This is a genomic window from Actinophytocola algeriensis (genome assembly GCF_014203735.1).
Taxonomy (GTDB): domain Bacteria; phylum Actinomycetota; class Actinomycetes; order Mycobacteriales; family Pseudonocardiaceae; genus Actinophytocola; species Actinophytocola algeriensis.
The window spans coordinates 769,105-792,599 of record NZ_JACHJQ010000002.1 but is presented as its reverse complement, the minus strand read 5'-3'; the positions used below and the strand labels follow the sequence as shown (position 1 = coordinate 792,599).

Annotated in this window: 16 protein-coding genes; 7 read left to right on the top strand and 9 right to left on the bottom strand. The window is 72.8% G+C overall.

Annotation, left to right across the window (positions count from 1 at the left end; all coding sequences use genetic code 11):
• The first annotated feature begins 32 nt into the window (after positions 1 to 32).
• The 3 genes from FHR82_RS09850 to FHR82_RS09840 all read left to right on the top strand — a co-directional run bounded on the left by FHR82_RS09850 (position 33) and on the right by FHR82_RS09840 (position 4,141).
• The gene (locus FHR82_RS09850; RefSeq protein WP_184809964.1) at positions 33 to 887 is read left to right on the top strand and encodes a hypothetical protein; all 855 of its coding nucleotides are present in this window, start codon (positions 33 to 35) and stop codon (positions 885 to 887) included.
• Positions 884 to 3,883, top strand: coding sequence for an AAA family ATPase (locus tag FHR82_RS09845; RefSeq protein ID WP_184809963.1), 3,000 nt, complete (start codon positions 884 to 886; stop codon positions 3,881 to 3,883). Before FHR82_RS09850 ends, FHR82_RS09845 begins: the two co-directional genes overlap by 4 nt.
• Positions 3,884 to 3,964: 81 nt before the next feature.
• Positions 3,965 to 4,141 (top strand): hypothetical protein, encoded by a 177-nt coding sequence (locus tag FHR82_RS09840; protein WP_184809962.1) that lies wholly within the window; start codon positions 3,965 to 3,967, stop codon positions 4,139 to 4,141.
• A gap of 367 nt (positions 4,142 to 4,508) precedes the next feature.
• On the opposite strand, the gene FHR82_RS09835 is transcribed toward FHR82_RS09840, so the two are convergent.
• Together FHR82_RS09835 and FHR82_RS47310 are read right to left on the bottom strand one after the other, a co-directional pair.
• On the bottom strand, positions 4,509 to 5,081 hold the full coding sequence (locus FHR82_RS09835) for a sigma-70 family RNA polymerase sigma factor (protein WP_184809961.1): 573 nt from the start codon (positions 5,079 to 5,081) through the stop codon (positions 4,509 to 4,511).
• A gap of 138 nt (positions 5,082 to 5,219) precedes the next feature.
• A complete protein-coding gene (locus tag FHR82_RS47310; RefSeq protein ID WP_184809960.1) occupies positions 5,220 to 7,145 on the bottom strand; it encodes an Hsp70 family protein in 1,926 nt (641 codons plus the stop codon).
• 172 nt (positions 7,146 to 7,317) lie between these two features.
• Between FHR82_RS47310 and FHR82_RS09825 the strand changes: the two genes are divergently transcribed.
• From FHR82_RS09825 to FHR82_RS09815, 3 genes are read left to right on the top strand one after another with little or no spacing between them, the layout of a single operon-like run.
• Positions 7,318 to 7,866, top strand: a complete 549-nt coding sequence (locus FHR82_RS09825) for a histidine kinase (RefSeq protein WP_184809959.1) — start codon at positions 7,318 to 7,320, stop codon at positions 7,864 to 7,866.
• Positions 7,857 to 8,531 (top strand): response regulator transcription factor, encoded by a 675-nt coding sequence (locus FHR82_RS09820; protein ID WP_184809958.1) that lies wholly within the window; start codon positions 7,857 to 7,859, stop codon positions 8,529 to 8,531. Before FHR82_RS09825 ends, FHR82_RS09820 begins: the two co-directional genes overlap by 10 nt.
• A gap of 10 nt (positions 8,532 to 8,541) precedes the next feature.
• The gene (locus tag FHR82_RS09815; RefSeq protein ID WP_184809957.1) at positions 8,542 to 10,329 is read left to right on the top strand and encodes a hypothetical protein; all 1,788 of its coding nucleotides are present in this window, start codon (positions 8,542 to 8,544) and stop codon (positions 10,327 to 10,329) included.
• Positions 10,330 to 10,353: 24 nt separating this feature from the next.
• Here FHR82_RS09815 and FHR82_RS47305 read toward each other — a convergent pair whose 3' ends face one another.
• From FHR82_RS47305 to FHR82_RS09800, 3 genes are all read right to left on the bottom strand, one after another.
• Positions 10,354 to 11,295, bottom strand: coding sequence for a sensor histidine kinase (locus FHR82_RS47305; RefSeq protein WP_184809956.1), 942 nt, complete (start codon positions 11,293 to 11,295; stop codon positions 10,354 to 10,356).
• Between the two features lie 104 nt (positions 11,296 to 11,399).
• Positions 11,400 to 14,081, bottom strand: a complete 2,682-nt coding sequence (locus FHR82_RS09805) for a PKD domain-containing protein (protein WP_184809955.1) — start codon at positions 14,079 to 14,081, stop codon at positions 11,400 to 11,402.
• A gap of 89 nt (positions 14,082 to 14,170) precedes the next feature.
• The gene (locus FHR82_RS09800) at positions 14,171 to 14,635 is read right to left on the bottom strand and encodes a GNAT family N-acetyltransferase (RefSeq protein ID WP_184809954.1); all 465 of its coding nucleotides are present in this window, start codon (positions 14,633 to 14,635) and stop codon (positions 14,171 to 14,173) included.
• Between the two features lie 44 nt (positions 14,636 to 14,679).
• On the opposite strand from FHR82_RS09800, the gene FHR82_RS09795 reads away from it, so the two are divergent.
• On the top strand, positions 14,680 to 15,273 hold the full coding sequence (locus FHR82_RS09795; RefSeq protein ID WP_184809953.1) for a TetR/AcrR family transcriptional regulator: 594 nt from the start codon (positions 14,680 to 14,682) through the stop codon (positions 15,271 to 15,273).
• 2 nt (positions 15,274 to 15,275) lie between these two features.
• Here FHR82_RS09795 and FHR82_RS09790 read toward each other — a convergent pair whose 3' ends face one another.
• The 4 genes from FHR82_RS09790 to FHR82_RS47300 form a co-directional block, all read right to left on the bottom strand.
• Positions 15,276 to 15,692 carry a hypothetical protein gene (locus FHR82_RS09790; protein ID WP_184809952.1) on the bottom strand — a complete coding sequence of 139 codons (417 nt, stop codon included), beginning with the start codon at positions 15,690 to 15,692 and terminating at the stop codon, positions 15,276 to 15,278.
• A 70-nt stretch (positions 15,693 to 15,762) separates the two neighbouring features.
• The gene (locus FHR82_RS09785; RefSeq protein WP_184809951.1) at positions 15,763 to 17,310 is read right to left on the bottom strand and encodes a TNT domain-containing protein; all 1,548 of its coding nucleotides are present in this window, start codon (positions 17,308 to 17,310) and stop codon (positions 15,763 to 15,765) included.
• A 32-nt stretch (positions 17,311 to 17,342) separates the two neighbouring features.
• Entirely contained in the window at positions 17,343 to 17,810 is a 468-nt protein-coding gene (locus FHR82_RS09780) for a hypothetical protein (RefSeq protein WP_184809950.1), read from the bottom strand.
• 18 nt (positions 17,811 to 17,828) lie between these two features.
• Positions 17,829 to 23,492, bottom strand: coding sequence for a WXG100-like domain-containing protein (locus FHR82_RS47300; RefSeq protein ID WP_184809949.1), 5,664 nt, complete (start codon positions 23,490 to 23,492; stop codon positions 17,829 to 17,831).
• Positions 23,493 to 23,495: the final 3 nt, after the last annotated feature.

Sequence of the window (23,495 nt, the reverse complement as noted above, 5' to 3'; positions counted from 1 at the left end):
CGGGCGGGATGAGCGGCGGCATGGGAGGACGTGTGGATCAGCACCGGGAGTTGCTCGCGCTGGCAGGCCGCGCGCCGGACGGCTGGCTCGTCATCGCGCGGGAGGCGCTCGCCGACGACGACACCGCACGGCTCACCGCACTGCTCGACGTGCTGCCGGAGGAGAAGACCAAGTCGCGGCCGTACACGTTCGCGCCGGAGCCCGGCGGCTACGAGAAGGCCGACCGGACACTGGTCGCCGCGGTCCGCACGCACGCGGCCGCCTGCTGGGCCACCACGAGGGACGGCTCCGATCGCGTGTACCTGGTGCAGGCCACCGAAGACACCGACGACACCGACCTGCCCTCGGTCGCCGCCGCGGGCCAGAAGGCGCTGGCCCGGCTCGAGGACACACCCAAGGTGGAGGTGTTCGGGCCGGACACCGAGCTGCCCGACTACCACGAGCGGGCGCTGCTCGCGGCCACGCTGCTGTGGTCGGCGACGCCGGGGACCCCCGTGCACGTCGCCCGCGCGTTCGACGGGGCCGGGGTGCGCGGCCCCTGGTTCGCACCCGACCACGAGCTGGTCGTCGACCCCGCGGAACGCGGGCGGCTGCTGGAGTTCCTGGCGGGCGGCGAGGTCGTGCTCGCCGCGAACGGCAGGCTGACCGACGTGCTCTCCGGCGCGGCGGGCGCGGTGCCCGCGGGCCTGCGCTCCGACGGCACCTGGGTCTGGTCCGACGCGAGCGGGTACTACCTCGACCGCTACCAGCTCGCGCCCGACCCCGAGCTCGCGGTCCACGCGATGGCGACCGAGCCCGCGGGCGCGCAGCTCTCGCCCCTCGTCCGCCACCACGTGCGCGTGGCGCTCAACCCGACCGACCAGGAGGACCCGACGTGGCGAGGATGACCGGTGTGCGCTCCATGCTCGGGGTGTCCCCGACCGAGCCGGACTGCTACCGCACCATCGGCGACGCGATCAGCGCGGCCCGCGACGGTGACGTGATCTCGGTGCGGCCCGGCGTGTACCCGGAGTCGATCGTGCTCGACCGGGACGTCACCCTGTCCGGCTCCGGCTCGGCGGGCGACGTGCGCGTCGAGTCCGTCGGCGAGGCCGTGCTGCGGGTGGCCGTCGAGCACGTCGAGGTGTCCGGGATCGAGTTCGCGCACCGCGACGGCGAGGTCGCGGTCGACCTCCGGGCCGGTGCGCTGCGCCTGGACGAATGCGTGATCACGGCCGACTCCGAGGTCGCGGTCGTCGCGCGCAAGGACGCGCAGTTCCGGGCGGACGGCACCACCGTGCGCAACAAGGGCGGCGCCGGCGTGCTGGTGTTCGACGGCGCACGGGCCGAGCTGTCCGGCTGCACGCTCACCGAGGTGGCCACCACCGCGGTCGTCGCCCGCTCATCGGGCTCCGCCGCCCTGACCGACTGCGCGGTGACCGACGCGAAGGGCGCCGTGCTGGCAGCCGACCGCGGCGTCGTCGAGCTGCGCGAGTGCCGCGTCCGCGACATCACCGGCACCGCGATCGTCGTCGAGGAGCACGGCGCGCTGGTCGCCACCGGCACCGAGATCTCCGATGTGGACGGGGTGGCCCTGCTGTCGGCAGGCGGGTCGCGGCCGGTGCTGCGCGACTGCCGCGTGCGCGACACGACCGCGCAGGCGATCGTGGTGGTGCAGAGCGCGTCCGTCGAGCTGGACCGGGTCACCGTCGACAGCGCCAGAGGGCACGCGGTGCAGGTGCTCGACGGCGCGACCGGCGACCTCTCCGAGTGCGTGTTCACCGGCACCGGCCACGACGCGGTCGTCGCGGGCGAGGACGGCACCATCCGGCTGGCGGGCTGCGAGATCAACGGCGGCTCGGGCAACGGCGTGGTCGTCGAGCGCCAGGCCAGGGCGACGGTGACCGACTGCCGCGTCGTCGGTGCCGCCTCGGCCGGGCTCACCGCCCGCGACCAGGGGCGGCTCGTCGTCGAGGGCGGCGAGGTGCGGGAGTGCCAGTCCGGGGTGACGTGGCACGGGCACGCGGACGGCTCGATCGCGGGCTGCGCGGTCCGGGACAACCTCGGCGACGGCATCGCGGTGCTGTCCGACCAGGACGTCGAGGTCGGCGACAACGTGGTGGAACGCAACCTCGGCGACGACGCCCAGCTGCCCGGCGGCGCCACGCCGTCGCTCAGGACCGGGTCCGAGGAGAAGGGCCACGGCCCGAAGGACGCGGAGGAGCTCGTCGACCTGCTCGGCGAGCTGTCCGGGCTCGTCGGGCTGGACGGGGTGAAGCGCGAGGTGGAGACGCTGGTGCGGCTGCACCAGATGTCCGAGCGGCGGGCCAGGGCCGGGCTGCCGTCACCGCCGCTGTCGCGGCACCTCGTGTTCACCGGCGCCCCCGGCACCGGCAAGACCACCGTGGCCCGGCTGTACGGCCGGATCCTCACCGCGCTCGGTGTGCTCAGGTCCGGTCAGCTGGTCGAGGTGGCGCGCCCGGACCTGGTCGCGTCGGTGGTCGGCGGCACCGCGATCAAGACCACCGAGATGTTCACCAAGGCCGTCGGCGGCGTCCTGTTCATCGACGAGGCGTACACGCTGTCGGCGGGCAACGGCAGCGGGGGCGGACCGGACTTCGGCCGCGAGGCGATCGACACGCTCGTGAAGCTGATGGAGGACCACCGCGACGAGGTCGTGGTGATCGTCGCGGGCTACACCAACGACATGCGCTCGTTCCTGGCCGCCAACCCCGGTCTGTCGTCGCGGTTCTCCCGCACCATCGAGTTCGCCGACTACTCCTCCGCCGAGCTGGTCACGATCGTCGAGGGCCTGTGCCGCGGCCACGACTACCGCCTCGAGTTCGAGACCAGGGCCGCACTGCACACCTACTTCACGAACCTGCCGCGCGACGCCGCGTTCGGCAACGGCCGCACCGCGCGGAAGGTGTTCGAGGAGATGCTCGGCAGGCAGGCCTACCGGCTCGCCGACGATCCGGAGGCCGGGCACGTCGCGCTCACCAGGCTCATGCCCGACGACCTCGGGCCGCTGCCCGGCTCGTCGGTCGGCGCGGGTGCCGGCCGGGTGGACGAGGAACGGATCGAGCAGCTGCTCGCCACCCTGCGCGGCCTGGTCGGGCTGGACGAGGTGAAGGCCGAGGTGTCCGACATGGTCGACCTGCTCGCCTCGGCGCGGCGACGGCAGGCGATGGGCCTGCCCGCGCCGTCGGTGAGCAGGCACCTGATCTTCGCGGGGCCGCCCGGCACGGGCAAGACGACCGTGGCGCGGCTGTACGGGTCGCTCCTCGCCGCGCTGGGTGTGCTGGCGCAGGGACAGGTCACCGAGGTCGCCCGCGCGGACCTGGTCGGCGAGTACGTCGGCCACACCGCGCGGCGCACCACGGAGGCGTTCGACCGCGCGCGTGGTGGCGTGCTGTTCATCGACGAGGCGTACACGCTGTCCTCGAGCCGGGGGAGCGGCCACGACTTCGGCCGCGAGGCGATCGACACGCTCGTGAAGCTGATGGAGGACCACCGCGACGAGGTGGTGGTGATCGCGGCGGGCTACGAACGGGAGATGGGTGGCTTCCTCGCGGCCAACCCCGGTCTGTCGTCCCGGTTCTCCCACCGGGTGCGGTTCGCCGACTACACGCCCGACGAGCTGGTCACCATCGTCAACCAGCACGCCACCGACGCGGGCTACGAGTGCACCGGCCCCACCGTCGCCGCCCTGCGCACGCACTTCGCGAAGATGCGCCGCGGCGAGTCGTTCGGCAACGGCCGCTACGCCCGGCAGGTCCTGGACGCGGCCATCGCGCACCACGCCCGCCGCACCCGCTCGCTGACCGACCCGACGATGGACGACCTGTGCGTGCTGCTGCCCGACGACGTGCCGGCCCCACCCCGCCCGGACCCAGTGCCGTGAAAGACGCGTGGAGCGGGATGCCCCGAAGACGCTTTTCGAGACAGCAACGATGCACGAGCCCCCTTCGGGACGCTCGGTGTGATGAAGGACCCCTTCGTAACGCCCGGTGTGATGAAGGACCCCTTCGTTGTGCTCACCGTGATGAAGGACCCCTTCGTAACGCCCGGTGTGATGAAGGACCCCTTCGTTGTGCCCACCGTGATGAAGGGCCCCTTCATGACATCGGGCCACGTCCCGAAAGTGCCTTTCACGGCATGAAGGCCAACCGAGCATAGGGTGGAAGCCGACCACAAAGGGGCTCCCTGCCATCCCGTCGACCTGGCGAAGCCCGATCACACCGGATCAAGGGGGCACCAACAACCCAAACCGGCAGCAAAACTCGGAACCGCCCCCTTGATCCGGTGTGATAGCCCGTAGGGAGGTCGACGGGATGGCAGGCAGACCCGCACCCAACGCAAGCGAACCGCCAAACCGAGAAGCCATCCCAGAGACCTGCCCCTCCGGCGAGGAGCCCCCGGAGGGCACACCCGCCCGCCGAGAACAGAGGCAGATCCAGGCTGAGCGCACCACGAAAGCCCACCGGGCGCGAGGGCCCCGGTGGGCTTTCGTCGGGTGGAGCGACGGGTCAGGCGGCTTCGAGCTGCCGTTCGGGGACCACGGCGCGCAGCGCCCGCAAAGCGTTGTGCAGCCTGCTCTTCACGGTGCCCGACGGCACGCCGAGCGCCTTGGCGGCGGACGCGGCGGTGCGGTCGGCGTAGTAGACCTCGACGAGCGTGTCGCGGTGCACGGGGGAGAGGCCGTCGAGGATCGCGCCGACCACCACGCGCGTCTCCACCTCGTCGCTGGCCGGGGGCAGGACCACCGCGTACTCGAGGTCCTGGTCGGGCAGTTCGACCTCGGTGGGCCGGGCACGGCGGCCGCGGTGCTGGTCGACGGCGATGTTGTGCGCGACGCGCATCAGCCAGCCGCGGACCGAGCCGTGGTTCTCGGTGAGCCGGTCGAGGTGGCGCCAGGCCCGCACCCACGTCTCCTGCACGACGTCCTCGGCCGCGTGCCGGTCGCCGCCGGTCAGTCGGGTGGCGTAGTTGTGCAGAGCGGCGCCGTGGGCGCTCATGACCGCGTGGATGCTGACATCCGCACCGACCCCGACACCGACACTGGCACTGGCACTGGCACCGACACCGGAGTTGCTTCCCATGTCCCCGACCTCCCCGTCTCGCTTGGCTTCACGAGAAGCCTCGCGCCGGCGGACAGGGAAGTCGCTGGGTCTATCCCCCCAGGTCAGGAGGTTATCCCGCCCCCTCGGGTAGGGATAACCCCATTGACCAACTCAGCGTCACGAAAGGTCGGAGCAGGGGATGGCATTCGGGTCATCCTCGCCACCCGCGACCCACTGGATGTCACGGAACGTCACGTCGAGCGGGCCTTGGGCGTAGACGAGGAACGGCGTGTCGACGAAGGCCTTGTTGAGGCCCATCTCGGTGAAGCAGCTCAAGGGGATCTCGATCTCCGTCTGCTTGCCGACCGGCAGCCGCTGGAACAGCTCGGTGACGTTCAGCTCGGCGGCGCACGGGTAGCGGCAGTGCGCGGCGATCGAGGTCGTGCCGGAGCCGGACTCGTGCACCAGCACGTCGAACCGCAGCGCACCCTTGTTGTCCACGTACGGCGACAGGTCCTTGGTGGAGTTCACCGTCTGCAGGTACACCTGGCCGGGCGTCCCGCCGTGCCATGTCACCCGCAGCCCGTCACCCGAGGTCGCGGAGATCGCCGCGTGCTGCGCGGTGGACGTGCCGACCAGCTCGGTGCCGTCCCACTTCTCCGGCGAGGCGATGAACGCGCGGTAGGGCGGGGTCAGCTTGTCGCCGAACACGGTGAGCGGCTCGGGCAGCGGTGGCGGCGCCTCCACCGACCCCTGCGCGGAACCGGTGCCCGGGGCCGCGACGGTGCCGGACGCGGAGGCCGTGGCCCCCTCGGTGGTCGTGGTGGTCCGCCCCCGGGTCTGCTCCTGGGTTTTCGTGTTGGCGGCGGCGTCGACCGTGTGCCCGCCGTCGTCACCGGTCAGCATCAGCGTGGCGACCAGCGCGCCGACCACGACGACCGCCGCCGCGCTCGCGGGCACGAGCCAGCGCCGCCGCGCCCGCGCGGGCGCGACGGCCGGTTCGACGGGCGGGGGCGCCGGTGCGACCGCGGGCGCCGGCTTGTCCAGTACCTGCGCGGCGACCGCGGCCGCGCCGAGGGCGACGGTGAACTTCGGGTGCTGCGTCACGCGCACCGGTCTGTCGAACTCCTCGAACACCAGCTGCGTCACCAGCGGCACCCGCGACGAGCCGCCCGCGAGCAGGACGGCGGAGAGGTCGTCGTCGCGCAGGCCGGCGGACGCGATCGTGCGCCGCAGCGCGCTGACCGTCAGCTCCACCGACGGGCGGATCACCGCGTTGAACTCCAGCCGGGTGACCGTCACCTCGCGCGGTCCGGACGGCAGCGGCACGGCCAGCGTCACGTCCGGTTCGGTGGACAGCTCGATCTTGGCGCGCACGCAGAGCGCGCGGATCCGGGCGAGCGCGTCGGCCGCGACCGGGTCGATCGGGTCGAGCCTGCTGATCGCGCCGTCGAGCTTCTCGTCGAGGTGGGCGAGCAGCGCGTCGTCGAAGTCCATGCCGCCGAGGTGCTCGATGCCCTCCGGCGTGCCGAGGATCTCCATGCTGTCGGCCCGCATCCGCAGCACGGTGGTGTCGAGCGTGCCGCCGCCGAGGTCGTAGACGGCGACGACCTCGCCGTCGCCGAGCGTGCGTTCGCGGCTGTAGTGCCGGGCCGCGGCCTCCGGCTCGGTGATGAGCGAGTACTCGGCGATGTTCGCCAGCCTGGGCACCTCGGCGAACTGCTCGCGCCGGTACGGACCCCAGATCGCGGGACAGGTCAGCACCACCGACTCCGGCGGGCCGCCCATGAGGTGCGCGACCTGGTCGAGCGAGGTCCGCAGCTGGGCGGCCATCAGCGCGGCCGGTGAGTAGGCGGCGCCTCCGAGCATGAGCGGGGTCGGGTCACCGAGCCTGCGCTTGTACCCGCGGCCGAGCCGTGCCGGGTCGTCGGCTGCCGAGGTCACGGCGGCGGCGCCGGTGAGCAGCGTCCCGTCCGGGGTGTGGCAGGCGACCGACGGCACCACGATCTCCGGTGAGAGCGCCACCATCCGCGTCCCGGCCGCGTCCCCCACCGCCGCGGCGGTGAACGTGGTGCCAAGATCGATACCCACGGCGTACCGCACGACACCTCCATGTGATCGGTCTCGTCATCAAAGCAACCCCACGCAAGTCAAGTCAATCACACACAAGCGCAGGTTGATTACAGTACGGAGCAACATGGTGCGGGGGATATCCCTACCTGGGAAGAGGGGCGGCACCCTTGCCGCGCGTGCACGGTACGACAACCCTGGCAGAGTGCACCGCTTCGCCCGCTGGCCGCGCCGTCTCGGCGCCTCGTTGCCCGGTCTGCTCCGGCCACCCGGCCGCGCCGACGTGCGGCACCGCTTCGGTCTCGAGCGGACCCTGCACGACGGTGCCGTCGCCGACATGTCCGCGCTGGCACTGGAACTCGGCATGATCTCCGCGACGGTCGGGGACACGCACGTGGAGGAACGTATCGCGGCGGCGCAGGACCGGCTCACCGGCATCCTCGAAGACCTCCGCCACGTCGGCACCGTGATCTACCCGCCGGTGCTCGCGACCGCGGGCCTCGGGCCGGGCCTGCTGGCCGTCGCGGAACACCGCGGGCTGCGGATCCTGCTCGACCTGCCCCGCACCGAACTGAGCGCGGAAGCCAGGTCCCGCACCGGTTTGCTCGTCGCCGACCACTTTCACACACTGCGGCCCGGTAGCGTGGTGCGAGTGCGCGTGCGAGGACGGCGGATCGTGCGGGTGACCATCACCGACCGGGAACCGGGCACCCGCGAGCGCCGCGAACACCGGGCGGTGCTGCGATGCGCGTAGCGGTCGCCGAGGACGGTGCCCTGTTCCGGGAAGGCCTCGCACTGTTGCTGCAGGCAGCCGGGCACGAGGTCGCCGGGTGCTACCCCGACGGCGACGCACTCGTGGCGGCCGTCGCCGCCGAACCGGTCGACGTCGCGATCCTCGACATCCGGATGCCCCCGGGTCCCGACGGCGGGCTGCAGACCGCGGAACGCGTGCGCGCACTGCGCCCCGACACCGGGATCCTGCTGCTGTCGCACTACGCCGAGACGCACTACCTCATGCGAGTGCTGGAGATCGGCGCGGAGCGGATCGGCTACCGGCTCAAGGAACGGGTCGCGGGCGTGCGGGTGCTCGGCGACACGCTGGACCGGATCGCGGCGGGCGAGATCGTGATCGAACCGGTACTGGCGCGGCGGCTGGTGAAGGGCGGCGCTTCCCAGACCGGCACGGCGCTGGCCTCGTTGAGTGAACGGGAAACCGACGTGCTGCGGCTGATGGCCGAAGGTCGCGCGAACAACGCGATCGCCGGCGAGCTGTACATCTCGGCCAAGGCCGTGGAGAAGCACGTCGCGGCGATCTTCACCAAGCTCGGCCTGCCGGGGGACGCGACCGTGCACCACCGGCGCGTGCTCGCGGTGCTGGCGTTCCTGCAGGCGAACCGGATCGACGGTGCGGCGCCGTGACGGGGGAGTCGTGACCGGGCAGGTGCTGCGCAGGCGCCGCCCCGGTGTGCCGCCCTACGAGGTGGCCGCCGCGGAGCCACCGGAGAGGCTCGTCGCCGCACTGGTCCGCAACCTGGCCGAGGGTGTGGGCGGGCAGACCGCCTACGCGGTACCGGCCGACGCCGGACATGTGGTTGTCGCGTCCTGGCCGGCCGGCCTGACCGCGGTCGTCGACGCGGCGGGTGAGGAACCGGTCGCCGGCGGCGGTGCGGTGTCGGTCCTCGCGCCGAGCCGGTGGGACGACGCGGCACGGACGATGCTCCGCGACACCGCCGTCTGGCTCGGTGTCGCGGTGCGCCTGACCCGGCAGCGGACCGACCGCGACGCGGCGGACCTGCGGGCGCGCCGGTTGCGGGGCGAGCTGACCACGGCCCGCACCCGCCTGGACCGGGTCCGCGACCTGGAGCGGCACCGCCTGGTCCGCGCGATCACCGCGACGACCCTGCGCGACCTGGACGAGGTGCGGACCCGGTTGCGCGCGGCAGGCGCCGACCTCGGTGACGTCCGCGACGCGCTGGACGAGCTCATCGACGACTTCCGCGTCGTGGTCCGCGGCGTGTTCCCCGCGATGCTGCCCGACCGCGGCCCCCGCGCGGCACTCGAGGAGCTGGCGGCGACGCTGCCCCGCCCGGTGTCGTTCGCGGGCGACCTCGGCAGGCGGACGGGCTGGCAGCTGGAGTCCGGCTTCTACCACGCGGTCGCGGCGGCGCTGAACCTGTTGGCAGGCAAGGAATCCCCGCACCCGATGACGGTCGTGTTCGGGTGCGACGACGCGCTGCGGGCCCGCATCAGCGCGGTGGGCGCGCTGACCGCGGCGCAGCTGCACACCGCGCTGGGGCAGGACATGGAGCGGGTCGCAGTCCTGGGCGGCGACATGGTCTGCACCGTCGTCGACCGCACCGCGGTGATCACCGTGCGCCTGGCGGAACGCATCGAGCCGGTCGCGGCGCAGGCAGCGGACCCGGCCACGTTCGAACGGTCCGCCATCCACCGCCAGGTGCGCGACCTGGTGCGGCAGGGCCAGGAAGCCACCGAGGGCAGGCCGGAACGCGCGTCGTGGGACGTGGTGGCGGAGCGACTGACGATGCCGGTGCGACTGGCTGTCGTGGGGCCGGGGACGGCGCCTCCTTCTGCTCCTGGCGTTTCGGTGCTCGCGGTGGACGCACCGGCGGACCGGGTGCTGGCAGAGGAGTTCCTGGCCGAGTCCGGCCCGCGAGGTGGCGTGGCGGCCGTGCTGTGCCGCACCGTGCCGACACCGGAGTTCCGCACCGCACTGCGCGGCGGCAGGCACCGGGTGGCGCTGACCGAGTCGGGCCAGGAAGAGTTCGCGTCCCACCTGACGGCGGTGGTGGCAGCGCTGTCGGCCCGCGCTCCGGTGATCACCGCCCGCCGCGCGGTCACGACGATGACCGACCTGGTCCGCACCCTGCCGAACGACCACCACCTGCGGTGGGCGGTCGACCGCATCGGCGCGGACACCCACGAGTTCGCCGAACTGGACCTGCTCGACGACCTGACCTGCGGTGTCGTGCTACGTGGCCTGACGACCGCCGCGACCCGCCTCCTGGGTGCGGACGGCATGGATCCCCGGGCCCGCCTGGGCCTGCTCCCGACCACCACCGACGACCAGGTGGCAACAGCGGCCCGCGACGCGATCACCCGCTGGCGCGCCCACGGCGAACACCCGGCGGTCGGCGGACGCGACCGTGCGGCGTGCGAGGTGCTGGTCCGCACGGCGGAAGGCCTGCTGCCGCGTTGAGCGCCGCTGCGCGGCACCGGACCATCAGAGTGGGACCACCCCCGTGACCGTGGTCCCCGCCCCCGGCGCGGACCGCACCTCGACCACCCCACCCACCGACGCCGCCCGCGCGGTCAACCCGGGCAGCCCCGCCCCCGGCGAGGCCACCGCGAACCCGGGCCCGTCATCGGAAACGCTGAACTCCAGCCCCTGGTAACTGTCCCGCACGCTGACCGTCACCCGCGCGCCCGCCGCGTGCTTGTGGGCGTTGTTCACCGCCTCCAGGACCACGAAGTACACAGCGGACTCGACCGGTGCCGGGTAGCGCCGCCGCAACGCCGCCGTGTCGAGGGTGACGTCGTCGTGGCGGGACAGTGCCAGGGCGAGCGCCGCCGCCAGGCCGTCCGCCACCAGGGCACCCGGCAGTATCCCCGCCGCCGTGTCGAGCAGGACCTGCTCGGCCTTGTCCAGCTGTGTCAGCAGATCGGCGAACCCGCCGGTGATGTTCGCGTGTTCGGCCAGTGCCAGCGACATCCGCAGCGCCACGAGGTGGTGTTGCGCCCCGTCGTGCAGGTCGCGTTCCAAGCCGCGGCGCTCCTGCTCCATCTCCGCCGCCGCGCGCCACCGGTCGTCGACCAGTGCGCGGGCCGCCGCGTCGCCGTCGCGGCGCAGGCGGTCGGTCTCCTCGGCCAGCCGGAGCACGGCCACCGGTGCGCCCAGCACGGCCGCGACCCCGGGCAGCGCGCCGACCGACTCCGGCGCCACGGCCAGCACGCCGACAACCGTGCCGCCGTAGGAGATCTCGGTCTCGAGCCACGGGCCGCCCTCGCCCCATGCGAACCGCCGGCCGCCGACGACCAGCGCGCAGCCCGCCGCGCCCACCGCCGCACCGACCACGCGGGCGAGCGCGCGCGGGTCCGGCTCCTGACCGTCCTGCGCGAGGTAGGCCGTGATCGCCTCGGCCACGCGTCGTTCCCGGGTCCGCACGCTCCGACGTTACCTACCCGCGATTCGCTCCGCTCACCCCGGGAGTGACCAGGAAGGGGTGGCGCACGGACCCGGTGTGCGGCAACGGGACCGCGCTTCGCCGGTTACGCGGCGAAGAAGTAGCCGCTGACGTCCACGAGCAGGTCGGCGGTCCCGTCGCTGCCGTTGTGGAAGGTGCCGTTCGAGCCGCCGGTCAGCGCCATGTTCGACACCGGACCGCCCGCCGGGGTGAAGTTCAGCGTGGACTCCGCCGCCCCGGCGAGCGCGTACGCGATCAGGTAGCCGGAGCCCCGGGCGTTCACGACGGTCACGTTCGACACCACCGACCGTGGGGTGACGCCGAACCGAGGCGGCGGGGCGTTCCCGTCCAGCGGGTGGGTCACGTCCGCGCGCGGGGCGATCGGTGTGCCGCTCGTGCGGGTGTCGACCGCGCGCTCCGGCCGCACCGGGACGAAGTAGCCGTCGCCGCCGGGGATGTAGTAGCCCAGGATCGTGACGATCAGGTTGGTCCTCGCGTGGGCGTAGAAGCTGACCCGGCCGTCCTGTCCGACCGGGACGGTGACGGCCTTCCCGATCGTCTCGCCCGCGGCGAAGTTGACGTTCGACGCCGTCGGGCGCGCGGTGCCCGCCGGGTAGGCGGTGACGAACCCGGACGCGGCCGGGTTCACGACCGTCACGTTCAGCAGGACCGAGGTCGCCTCGCCCGGCGCGAGGTCCGACGGGCTCGCCGTCGCGACCACCGGGCTCACCGTGCCACCGGCGGGGATCACCGCGGGCACACCGGCCTCCTGGCCGTGCCCGGTCCGCGTGTCCAGCACCCGTTGCGGCCACAGCTGGTTCATCGCGTCGGCGGACCCGTTCCGCACGTAGTACCCGAGCACGTCGGCCACCAGGTCGACGGTGCCGCCGCTGCCGTTGTACAGGTTCAGGTGCCCACCGGTGCCGAGCGCGACCGTGGCCGGGTTCGACACGGTCCGGCCCGCCGTGTAGTTCAGCGTCGACACCACCGGACGGGTGGCACCGTCCGGGTAGGTGGTGACGAAACCGCTCGACGACGGGTTGGTGGCCGTGACGTTCACGATGACCGCCGTCGCGTCGGCCGGGATGCCCCGTTGTCCGCCCACCGCGAGCCGGACCGTGCCGTTCGGGCCGACCTTGCGTGCGGTGCCGCCGGTGCGCGTGTCGAGGAAGCGGGCCGGCCCGTATGAGACGAATCCCGAGCCGTACGTGGTGAAGGTGATGGGCTTCGTGGTGGCCACGTTGCCGGCGACGTCGGTGATCGTCGCGGTGACCGTGTACGTGCCGGGCCGGTCGAAGCGGCGCGTCGTCCCGAGTGTGTCTCCAAACGTCCAGGAGGGGTTGCCGTCTCCGACGTCGAACCGCACGGACTTCGGGCTCCACGGGTGGTCGGGTCCGAGGTCGACGGAGAGCAGCGCGGAGACCGCGCCATACGGGTCCGCGGTCACGGTCGGGGTCATCGCGCCGCCCGCGGGCACGACGGTGACCTGCCACTGCCGGTCGAGTACCAGCTTGGATGGCGTGGTGGCCTGGAACGCCACGGTGTACGTGCCGGGGGCGGAGAAGGTGTGCGGCGCGGAGCACGCCTGGGCGGTGGTGCCGTCGCCGAAGTCGATCGTGCAGGTGACCGGGAACCCCCAGTCCGACGTGACGTCGCTGGTCACGGCCACCTCACCGCCGACCGGCGCGCGCGTCGCCGAGACCGACACGCTCCACCGGACGAACCGGTCCTGCGCCTCGCGTGCGCCGCGGTCCAGGTACGGGTACGCGCCGCTGCCGGTGTTCGCCACCCGGGGGTCGTCCACCCGCGGTCCGTCGAACGCCGGGTCGATCACGCCGGGGGCGTCCGCGTTGCCGGAGTCCACCTCGGCGTCACCGTCGTCGGGGTGGACGTCGCTGTCGTGCGCGCCCTGGCCGGTGGCCGCGTACAGCTCGGCCGGGCTGAGGTAGTAGTCGTCCCCCCACCTGTAGGGCGGCCAGCCGTCCACGATGTTGTAGTCCAGGGTGGTACCCGGCACGGCGGCCGCGTCCACCTCGATCGCGCGTCGTGAGCAGGGCGCGGAGACGACGTTGTTCTGCACCGAGACGGTCGTCGCACCGGTGATGGCGAGAGCCGCGCCGCACGCGCCGTCGATGGTGTTGCCGGTGATCGCGGCGTCCGTGGTCGACTCGACGAGCACGCCGAGGTTGCGGTACCGCTCCATGACGTTGCCCGTGACGGTGACGCGGGCGCCGCCCGACACCTGGACGGGCCTGCCCTCGCCGTCGAGCCAGGACCGGCTGACCACGACGTCGGTCGCGTCGGTGATCCGCACCCCGTGGCCCCCGTGGCCTCTGGCGCGGAGCCGGTCGATCGTCACGTGGGATCCGCCGTCGACGAGCACGGCGGGGTCGTGGTAGCCGGGCGACGTCCTGAGGTCGTGGAGGACGACGTGCTCCACGTGGTCGAGCGTGATCAGCGCGTCGCGTGGGCCCGAGGGGACGGTCACCTCGCCGCCGGTGATGGTGATCGGCGCGTCCTCGGTGCCGGAGCGGGTGAACACCGCCGCCTGCTGGACCTGACCGACCTTGATGGTCTGTCCCGGCTCGACCACGTCGGCGGCCGCCTGGAGCGTGCAGTACGGGGTGGTCGCCGAGCCGGGGCCGCTGTCACTGCAACCCGTGATCTGGTTGACGTGCAGGGTCTCCGCCTGCGCGTGCGCCGGTGGCGCGATGAGCAACGCGGCTGATGTGGACACGGCGACGACCAGGGCAAGGCCCGCGCGCATGAGCGCTCCCTCCAGACGGACTACCTCGAAGTCGAGGTCGCGCACGGCGGAGTTTTCGTTACCGTGGACCAGCCTGCGGGCCTGGGCGGTCAGACGAGTTCGCGTTCGAAGCAGAGCGACAGGCTCGAGCCGGCGTAGTTGCCGAACAGCGGGATCTCGCGGTAGCCCTCGCGGCGGTAGAACCGTTGTGCGTCAGGCTGTTCGGTGCCGGTCTCCAGGCGTACCGTGTGCCAGCCCCGCTGCGCCGCGGCCGACTCCAGTGCGCGCAGCACCCCCGTCGCGACCCCGGAGCCGCGCCACTCCGGCACGACGTACATCCGCTTGATCTCGGCGGCGCCCGCGTCCAGGCGGCGCAGCGCTCCACAGGCGACCGCCGTGCCGTCGTCGCCGACCGCGACGAGGAAGAGGTCCACGTCGGCGGCGGACGGCGGGGGGCCGGGCTCGTGGTCGTCGCTGCCGTAGCGGGCGTCGAGCTCCGCGCGTTGCCGTCGCCGCAGTTCCGCACCCGCCGGGTCGTCCCACGGCCGGGTCTCGATGATCCAGTCCGTACTCATAACATCTGTTACCGTAACAGCTGCTACGACGCCCAGGTGAGGAGATGCGACCGGTGTCACGCACCGCCGACCTGCCTGCCCAGCACGAACGGCTCTCCCGCGCCGTGTGGGAAGTCCTTGCCGGACAAGGGATCGAACGGCTCACGCTCAGGTCGGTCGCCGCGGCGGCCGGCTGCACGACGGGTCTGGTCATGCACCGCTTCCCGAACCGCAAGGCCCTGCTGCGGCACGCGCGGCAGCTCCTCCACGAACGCACGCGCGAGCGCGTCGAGCGGCTGGAGGCGACGGCGGCGAACCCGCGCGCGGCGCTGCACGCGGTGCTCGCGCAGGGCATGGCCCTCGACGAGGAAACCGCCACGGAAAGCATTGTGTGGGTGGGCTTCCTGGCCGCCACCGTCGGCGACGCCGAGCTCGCCGCCTTACACCGCACGAACAACGAGGCCTGGCGCGACCGCATCAGCAGGCTGGTGGCCGCCGCCGCCCCGGCATGGCCGAAGCCCCGCGTGACGACGACCGCCTTCGCACTGATCGCGATGGTCGAGGGCGCCGCGGCCCTGGCGTCCGCCGACCCGGCCACCTACCCGCCGAAGGCGCAGCAGGCCATGCTGGACGCCACCCTGACCGCCTTCGGCCTGTAGCGTCACGACTCCGCGGGGCCCGCGTACAGGTATGCGCCGGGTGCGCGCGGGTCGGCCACCAGCCGCACCGCGTCACCGTTCCTCGGGATGTGCAGTTTGGACACCAGCGTCCGCACCGCGACCCGGCTCTCGTCGGGAAGCTGTACGAGCAGGTCGACGACCGGGTCGAAGTTGACCAGCTGGCCGGTGTCCTGGATGGACACCACGGTCGCCCGCACGGTCGGCACACCCGCGGCGATCATCGCCTGGACGTCCGCGCCGTTGTTGAACGCGCCGACCGCGCCCTGGATGCGGGCGAAGTCCTCCGCACCGACGAACGCCTTCGTCATCCGGCCGTAGAAACCCTTGCCGCTCGCCACCTTGTTGGCGATCTCCGCACCACGCTCAGCACGGCTCTTGCGGTTGCCGAACAGTCCCATGTCGTCCCCTTCGTTCGTCTCCCTGACGAGGACGACGCTATGGGAGCGCGGTGTCTACCGATCCCAGCTTCTACTCGGTGACGTCGGTCAGGCTGCCGTCCGCCAGGTGCTCCTCGACCGACTTGGGCAGCAGGTACGCCGTGCCACCGCCGGGCTGGTTGTGCCACGGCACGGTCTGGCCCGACAGCGTCCGCAGCTCACGCACCACGCGGTAGCGGCGCATGCCCTGCTGCTCGCGTTCGGCCCGCAGCGACATCGCGGCGAACTCGGTGGCCTCGGCGAACGTCAGGTTCCCCGCGGGCCCGCCGTAGCGGACCACCTCACGGCCCGGCATGAGCACCGCCATGTGCTTCTCCGCGATCAGCGTGAGCGGCGGTTCGCCCGGCAGCGGCTGGACCGGCCAGTCGTTGAGCGCCTGCGCCGTGTTGCGGTCGCTGCCGCCCGCGCGCAGGTTCGTCGGGATGATCGTCAGCGTGCCGAGCAGGTACGCACCCGCGTCCCACAGAGACGTGAACCGCTGCGGGTTGCGGGCCTTGCCGCGCTCGTAGTCGGCGACCTGCCACTCGTCACCGACCCGCTCGAGGCACGTCGCGCCCTCGGCCGAGTCGAGGATCCGGTACGCCTCGGGGATCGCGCCCGCCTCGCTGACCCGCCGCTCGATGATCGCGAGGACCCGGCGGTCGCGGTCGGTCAGCTCACCGGGCGCGGGCGCCGCCGGAGCCTGGGCCGCGGCCGGTGCCTGCGGGGCCGCGGGTGCCTGCGAAGTCGCGGGTGCCGCTTGCGGGGCGGCGGGGACCTCACCGGTCAGCGCGATGTACGCGGCGTCCTTGGCGTCCTGGTCGAGCCCTGGCGCGGTGAACCCGTTGGCACGGATGTGCGCGACGAAGTCCGCCTCCGGTGGCACGCCGTGCTTCGCCAGGTAGTGCGGCACGGACGCGGGCCAGATCCACGTCCCGTCGGTGTGGAACGCGGCGGGCACGTCCGGTGCGCTGCTCGGGTCGAACAGGTCGTTGTCGAACCCGCGTCCGCCCATGATCACGTGCGCGGTGTTCAGGTACTCCAGCACCTGGCCCACCTCGCCATCGGGCACCGGCGGCCGGTTGACGACCGGACGGCCACCCGGGTCGCGGTAGTCGAAGATGCGCGCGTGCCGGAAACGGCCCGCGACCTCGGCCACCCGCTCCGCGTTCGGCAGGACCGCCTTCATCCAGTCCGCGACGTTGTCCGGCGTCCTCGGGAACATCTCCAGCTCGTCGAGCACCGCGGTGCGCGGCGGCGCCTGCCGCCAGCGCGGGTCCTCCTTGGACAGGTAGTTGATCGAGATCTTGATCGGGTACTCGACCACGGTGCTGGCGGCCGACCAGGTGCCGGCGTCCTCCCGGTACATGCCCGCCCGCAGCTGCCGGTAGTACTCCACCAGCTCACGCGGCGGCTCCCATCCCCGGAGCTGGCCGTCGATGCCGAGGATGTGCCCGACCATCTCCTCGTGGTTGCCGGCAGCCCGGTACATCACGCGGATCTGGTCGCGGTCGGCAGGCGCGCGCAGGACGAGCAGATCGGCGATCTTCCGCTGCAGTTCGCGCTGTTCCTCGAAACCGAGCGGCGTTGGGCGGGTCATGAAAGGAGGTCCTCCTACCAGGCGAGGCGAGGTCAGTTCGTTTCCGGTTGGCCTGTCCTGGCCTGTTCGATCGTGCGCCGGAGCCAGCCGGGGACCGCCTCCGCGGGCCGCGGATAGGTCGTGAGGTCACGCTCGAAGAACGCGGGCTGGATCGGTGGCTCCCACAGCGGGTCGTGGTCGTAGTTGTAGAAGATACGGAACTCACCCGGTGGGTTGATCACGTACCTCGCCGACAGCCACGCGCCACGCTGCTGGTCGTACATCAGCTTCCGCAGCTCCAGCAGCGCCTGCCCGGCCGTGGCGGGTGGCTCGACCTCGGGGGTGGACATGTCGGACATGATCACCGTGAGGCCGAAGTCCTGCACCCCCTCGACGATCTTCGCGATCAGGTCGATCCGGCGCCACCCCTGCGGTGCGGTGCCGATCAGCGCCGCACCGATCTGCTGCAGCAGCTCCTCGTACCGCTTCTGGCGGGCCTGCTCGTCCCAGGGCTCAGACATCGTGTCGCGATTCTCCTGCTAGTTGTCGTAACGCCGGAAGTGCAGCCTGATCCTGCCACTGCTGTCCCGCATGACCCACCGCTCGTGCACCGCCGTGGGTTGAGACGGGTTGGCGGCGTGCGAGCCTTCCGTCTCGAGGTCGTGCCACAGGTGGTCGGTGCCGCGGTTCTGCTCGCGCCCGGCCTCCCGGTCCTGGCCGTACCAGGTCTCCCTGGACGGCTGGCCCTTCTGCGGCCGGTTCTCGTCGCTGTCCTGCGGGAACTGGTTCCGCGCGTCGGGTGCGCCGTCGGCCGCGGTCGGCCGGATGTGCCCACCGTCCGTGCCGGAACCCAGCGCCGCGATCAGGTCCTGTGCTTCCTGGCTGCGTGGCGCGGAGTGGCCGTAGGTGCGTTCGTCGGTCGCGTGGAAGGTCACCCCGTGGTCGTTCGTCACGTAGACGTCCTGACCGTTGATCCTGGTGACCGTGTTCGGCGGCAGGTTGTTGAGCTCCGGGTTGAGGTCGGCGACGAGCACGTTGTTGTTGGCCCCGTTGCCCGGGCTCGACCACGTGTCGATCGCCACGACCCCCGCCGTGCCCGTGTTCGGGTCGGCGTCGCCGGTGTAGAGCGTGGTCGTCCTGCCGTTCGACGTGTGGACGATCTGGGAGTTCGGCGGCCAGCCGGTCCGGTCGGACAGCGGGTCGGTGCGGGTCGGCGGGCGCACCCGGTCGTCGGCCGGCGAGAGGTTCGGGTCGGCCGACGGGAACGGATGGGTGCCACCGGGGGTCTGCGGCGGGTTCCACTGCGTGTAGCGGGGCGGCAGGCCGGCGTCGTCGGTGGTGTAGACGTGCTGGGAACCGCCCACGTCGACCCGGTAGGTCGTGTTCGGCTCCGGGTACGACGCGTCCGGGTTCTCGTCCGCCCCGCCGGCCTTGAGCCCGTCGCGCGTGTTCGACACCTCGAGGTCGGCGTGCGTGATCGTGCCGGTCCCGTCGGTGTAGTACGTGCCCCGGCCCGGGACGTTGTACTGCGAGTTGGGCGTGAGCCCGTCCCGCCCGATCAGCCGCTCGCCGTGCCGCAGCGGGCGGTGCGGGTCGTTCGGGTTGGCCGCCGCGGCCGCGTTGTTGTCGACGTTGATCGTGTGCGGCGCACTGGGGTCGGTGACCGTCGGCGGGTTCCACGGCGACTGGATCCGGCCGCGGTCGACGTCGCCGCCGTGCTGGATCGGCTGGCGCGGGTCCGTCGGCGGTGTCGCGTCGCCAGGCGTGGTGCCGTCCGTGCCGTCCGTGCCGTCCGTGCGGTCGGTGCCGTCCGGGCGATCGCCCGGGTCCGGGGCGTCGCTGGGCGCGGGACCGTCGCCGGGGGCCGGGCCGTCACCCGGTGTGGCCGGTGGCCGGTTGTCGACGGGCAGGCCGTTGTGGCCCGCGTCGCGCACGTTCCCGTCGGGGTCGAACGACCGCCAGCCGCCGTCCGGCGGGATGGTCGGCCGGGCCCGGCCCCGGTCGTCCACGCTGTCCACGCTGGACGAGTACGGCGTGGTGTTCTGCTCACCGGACCACGACCGCTCGGTCGGGGCGATGACCTGCGCGTTGGACGCCCGCGCGAGGTCGGCGGCCAGCCCGTCGGGGCTCCTGCCCGCCTCACACCCGTTGAGGATGATCGGGTCGGTGCCGTTCCAGCCCAGGTGGCGGGCCAGGTCGGCGAGGTCCGCGCCGTTCAGCTGCTGACCGTTGACGATCGCGTGCTGCCCGTCGCTGTGCACGTCGAGGATGAAGTGCCCGTCGATCGGCGCCACGGCGTTCGCCGCGTTGCGGGTGCGGACGTCCGACGGGTCGAACAGCGCGCCACCCGCCGGGGTGCGGAAACTGCTGTTGTCCGCGACCGGCCGCAGGTTGTCCGACAGCGGTGGCGTGTCGGTGGCCGGCGTGCTCGTGTCGGTGTCCGGCGTGGGGTCGACACCGTTGTGGGCGTCGTCCACGGAGACGGTGTCGGTGTTCTGCGTGCCGTCCCCGTTGTCCCGGCCGAACGAGTCCGGCAGCACCCGCCCGTCGGTGGGCGGCACGTGGACCTCGCGGAGGGTGCCGTCGTTGATCAGCTGCTGGAGCTTGACGTCCTCCGGCAGCGTGAACTGCCGCCCGCCGCCGGGCTGCCCGAGTGCCGGTGCCACGTCGGCCAGCTCGCCGGGCAGCCCGTTCGGGTCGTCGACGACGTACACGTGGTAGCCGACCTCGGCGTTGTCCGGGAAGATCGCCCGGTCGCGGTAGTGGTACGGCTGCCCGTCCGTGCCCAGCGGCGAGAGGAACCGGCCGCTCTCGGCGCCGAAGCGGTCGAGCACCGTGCCCGGGGGCAGCGTGACCTGCCGTTCCGAGCCCGGCACCGCACCGTCGTTGTCGGGCCACTTGTTGGTCTTGAAGGTGCCGTCGGGCCGGTGGTGCGCGTTGAACTCGTCGCGCGAGCCGTGCTCGCCCCACGGGTTGTGGTCGGAGATCAGCGGGGCCACGCGCTGGTCGTAGCTGCCCATCCCGTTGGAGCGGTCGCCGCCCATCGGGATGTACTCGCCCATGTCGGCGAACCTGTGCTCACCCTGGCGGTTGCCGAGGTAGTTGAGCGGCACACCCTCTTCGTCGACCGGCGGGCCGTCGTCGGTCTCACCCTTGATCGGCGGGGTGTCGGTGTCCGTGCTGTCGGTGGTGCTGGTGTCGGGGTCCGGACCGTCGGTGTCCGGGGTGGGCCCGTCGGAGTCCTCGCCGTTGATGGGCTGGTCCGGGGAGCGGGAGACGTCCGGTTCCGGAGACCGGTCGGGCCCGGTGCTGTCGGGACGGCTGCCGTCCGGACGGGTGTCCGTGTCGGGGAGGGCCGTGGCGTCCGGTCGAGCGGGGGCGTTGCTGCCGTCGGGCCGCGTTCCGTCTGGGCGGGTGGTGTCCGGACGGGTGCTGGCGTGGGGTCGGCCGCCATCGGGGCGTGTTCCGTCTGGGCGGCTGGTGTCCGGGCGCGTGTTCGCGTCGGGCCGGGTGCCGTCAGGGCGGGTGCCGTCGGGACGGGTGCTCGCGTCGGGACGACCGCCATCGGAACGGCTGCCGTCCGGGCGGGTCCCCGCGTCGGGACGGGGACCGGCGTCGGGTCGGGCAGGGGTGCTGCCGTTGGGCCGAGCACCGTCCGGCCGGGCTCCGGCGTCGGGACGGGACCCGTCGGGGCGGGTTCCGGTGTCCGGTCGGGCTGTGGCGTCCGGCCGGTTCCCGTCGGGGCGGGGGCCTGCGTCCGGGCGTGGGGCCGGGCCGCCGGGCTGGGTGCCCGGGTGGGGCTGACCGGCCTGGGGCGGACGGTTCAGCGCCTCCGGGCGAGGACCGCCTGCGTCCGGACGGGGGCCGAAGCCCTGTCCGGCGTTGGGGTTGGCGCCGGGGCCGAACGGGCGTGCACCGGGGCCGAACTCCGGCCGCGGGCCACCCGACTGCGGTGCCGGTCCACCCGACTGCGGTGCGGGTCCACCCTGCTGCGGGCCGCCGAAACCTGCCGCCGGCGGTGGGCCCGCGAAGCCCTGGTTCGGCTGCTGGGGGACGCCGCCGCGCTGGTCGGGCATCCGGTCGGAGGGTCCACTGCCGCGGGTGTCGCTGAACGAACCGGTGTCGGCGAACGCGGACGGGCTCGCGGTGCTGGCACCCGTGGTGGTGAAGGAGCTTCCCTCGTTCTGACGGCCGCCGGGGCCACCGCTGCCGGGGCCGCCCATGGGTGCGCCACCCATCGGGCCTCCGCCACCCTGGTTGTTGCCGCCTGGGCCGTCGCCGGGGGAGTTGAAGCCGTTGCCGGTGTTGTAGCTGCCGGTGTTGTAGCCGCCGGTCGGGCCGAAGTTGCCAGAGTTCGGCGTCGGACCACCCGGCCCGCCGGAGGGGAGACCACCAGGGGTCGGACCACCGGGCGTGGGGCCACCAGGAGTCGGGCCGCCCGGCATGGGGCCACCCGCGCTCGGACCACCAGGAGTCGGGCCGCCGGGAGTGGGACCACCAGGCATCGGACCACCTGGGGTAGGACCACCGGGCGGCGGCCCGCCTGCGTTCAGGTTGTTGGGCGTCGGGCCACCAGGCGTGGGACCACCAGGCGTGGGACCGCCAGGAGTCGGGCCACCAGGAGTCGGGCCACCAGGAGTCGGGCCGCCAGAGCCGGGACCGCCCGGCGTCGAGCTGCCCAGTCCACCCGGACTGGAGCTACCAGGGGTGGAGCTACCCGGAGCGGAGTTGCCAGGGCTCGAACTGCCAGGAGAAGAGTTGCCTGGGGACGAGTTGCCTGGCGACGAGTTGCCCGGGGACGAGTTGCCCGGGGACGAGTTGCCCGGCGAGGAGTTGCCCGGGGACGAGTTGCCTGGCGACGAGTTGCCTGGCGACGAGTTACCCGGAGAAGAGTTGCCCGGCGAGGAACTGCCAGGGGTCGAGCCACCCGGAGTCGAACCGCCGGGGCTCGAGTAGCCGCTCGCCGAACTCGGTGCGGGACCACCCGGCCGGGGCGCACCCCCCGGCGACTGCGACGGCCCGCCACCCTGCTGACCACCGTTGAACCCGCTCGGCGAGTTCTGCCCAGGCCCGTCACCAGGCCCGGTCATCGGCAGCCGAGGCGGCGCACCGGACCCGGGCGCGTTCGAGCTACCCGGCCCGTCCGGCGGCGGCGTGAGACCGCTGGCCGACGTCGTGCTGTCCGGGTTCCGGTTCCCCGGCGCACCCGGCGGCGGCGTCGACGAACCAGGACCGTCCGGCGGGCCGGACGACCCGGGGGACGACGGCGGCGGCGAGGACGGTGATCCTGGCGACCCAGGAGGCGGAGTGCCCGGCGAACCGGGAGAGCCGGGGATGTTCGAGCTGTCCGGCGTGTTCACCGTCGGCGTGTCGAAGTGGGTCTTCGCGCCACCGATGCCGCCGCCGACGCCGCCGGAGACACCCGCGCGGAGCAGGTCGCCGCCGGTGATGTCCTGGCCGGTGATCGCGGCCGTGGCCACCGTGGACGCGACACCCTCGACGCCGCCGCGGACGGCGCCTTCCGCGATGTTGCCGCCGAGGCCGGTCGCGCGGGTCGGGATGAAGTCCATGCCGCCGCCGATGGCGCCCGAGATGGCGCCGGAGAGCGCGGCACCGCCGGTCTTGTTCCAGTCCCAGCTGGTGCGGTCGCCCTTGGCCATCTGCAGGCCCTGGATGGCGACGTCGATGCCGACCTCGATCAGGACCTCCTTGAGGATGGCCATGATCAGACGGCGGAAGATCATCTGGACGGTGATGCGCGTGGCGGCCTGCGCGATCGGGATGCCGGCCGTGGACGCGCCGAAGGTGCCGAAGGCGGCGGCGATCAGCGCGGCGATCTCGATCGCGAGCATGATCAACGCGGCGATGATCGAGTACTTGGCGTACTCCACCTCGAGCGCGCAGTTGTCACACGAGTCGCCGAGGCCCTCGCAGGCTTCCTGGAGCTGCGTCAGGTAGGCCTCTGAGCCTTCGACGAACTGGTTCCAGTACAGCTCGAACTTGTCGGCGGCTTCGCCTTCCATCCCGGCCATGGCCTGGTCCGCGGCGGTCTTCGCCTGCGTGATGACCTCGCCGACGTCGACGCCCCCCGCACGCCAGGCGTCGCCGAGCGCACGAAGCTTGTCCTCGTCGCCTTCCGGCCAGCTCTCCCCTACGACAATGGGGAAGAGCCAGGTGATCTCTGGTGGGATGGTGATCGACAACTG

What these genes read in the sequence shown, in the direction of transcription:
- FHR82_RS09845 (WP_184809963.1), top strand. Translation starts at nt 884, where the DNA reads ATGACCGGTGTGCGCTCCATGCTCGGGGTGTCCCCGACCGAGCCGGAC.
- FHR82_RS09840 (WP_184809962.1), top strand. Translation starts at nt 3,965, where the DNA reads ATGAAGGACCCCTTCGTAACGCCCGGTGTGATGAAGGACCCCTTCGTT.
- FHR82_RS09835 (WP_184809961.1), bottom strand. Translation starts at nt 5,081, where the DNA reads ATGGGAAGCAACTCCGGTGTCGGTGCCAGTGCCAGTGCCAGTGTCGGT.
- FHR82_RS09820 (WP_184809958.1), top strand. Translation starts at nt 7,857, where the DNA reads ATGCGCGTAGCGGTCGCCGAGGACGGTGCCCTGTTCCGGGAAGGCCTC.
- FHR82_RS09805 (WP_184809955.1), bottom strand. Translation starts at nt 14,081, where the DNA reads ATGCGCGCGGGCCTTGCCCTGGTCGTCGCCGTGTCCACATCAGCCGCG.
- FHR82_RS09800 (WP_184809954.1), bottom strand. Translation starts at nt 14,635, where the DNA reads ATGAGTACGGACTGGATCATCGAGACCCGGCCGTGGGACGACCCGGCG.
- FHR82_RS09795 (WP_184809953.1), top strand. Translation starts at nt 14,680, where the DNA reads ATGCGACCGGTGTCACGCACCGCCGACCTGCCTGCCCAGCACGAACGG.
- FHR82_RS09790 (WP_184809952.1), bottom strand. Translation starts at nt 15,692, where the DNA reads ATGGGACTGTTCGGCAACCGCAAGAGCCGTGCTGAGCGTGGTGCGGAG.
- FHR82_RS09785 (WP_184809951.1), bottom strand. Translation starts at nt 17,310, where the DNA reads ATGACCCGCCCAACGCCGCTCGGTTTCGAGGAACAGCGCGAACTGCAG.
- FHR82_RS09780 (WP_184809950.1), bottom strand. Translation starts at nt 17,810, where the DNA reads ATGTCTGAGCCCTGGGACGAGCAGGCCCGCCAGAAGCGGTACGAGGAG.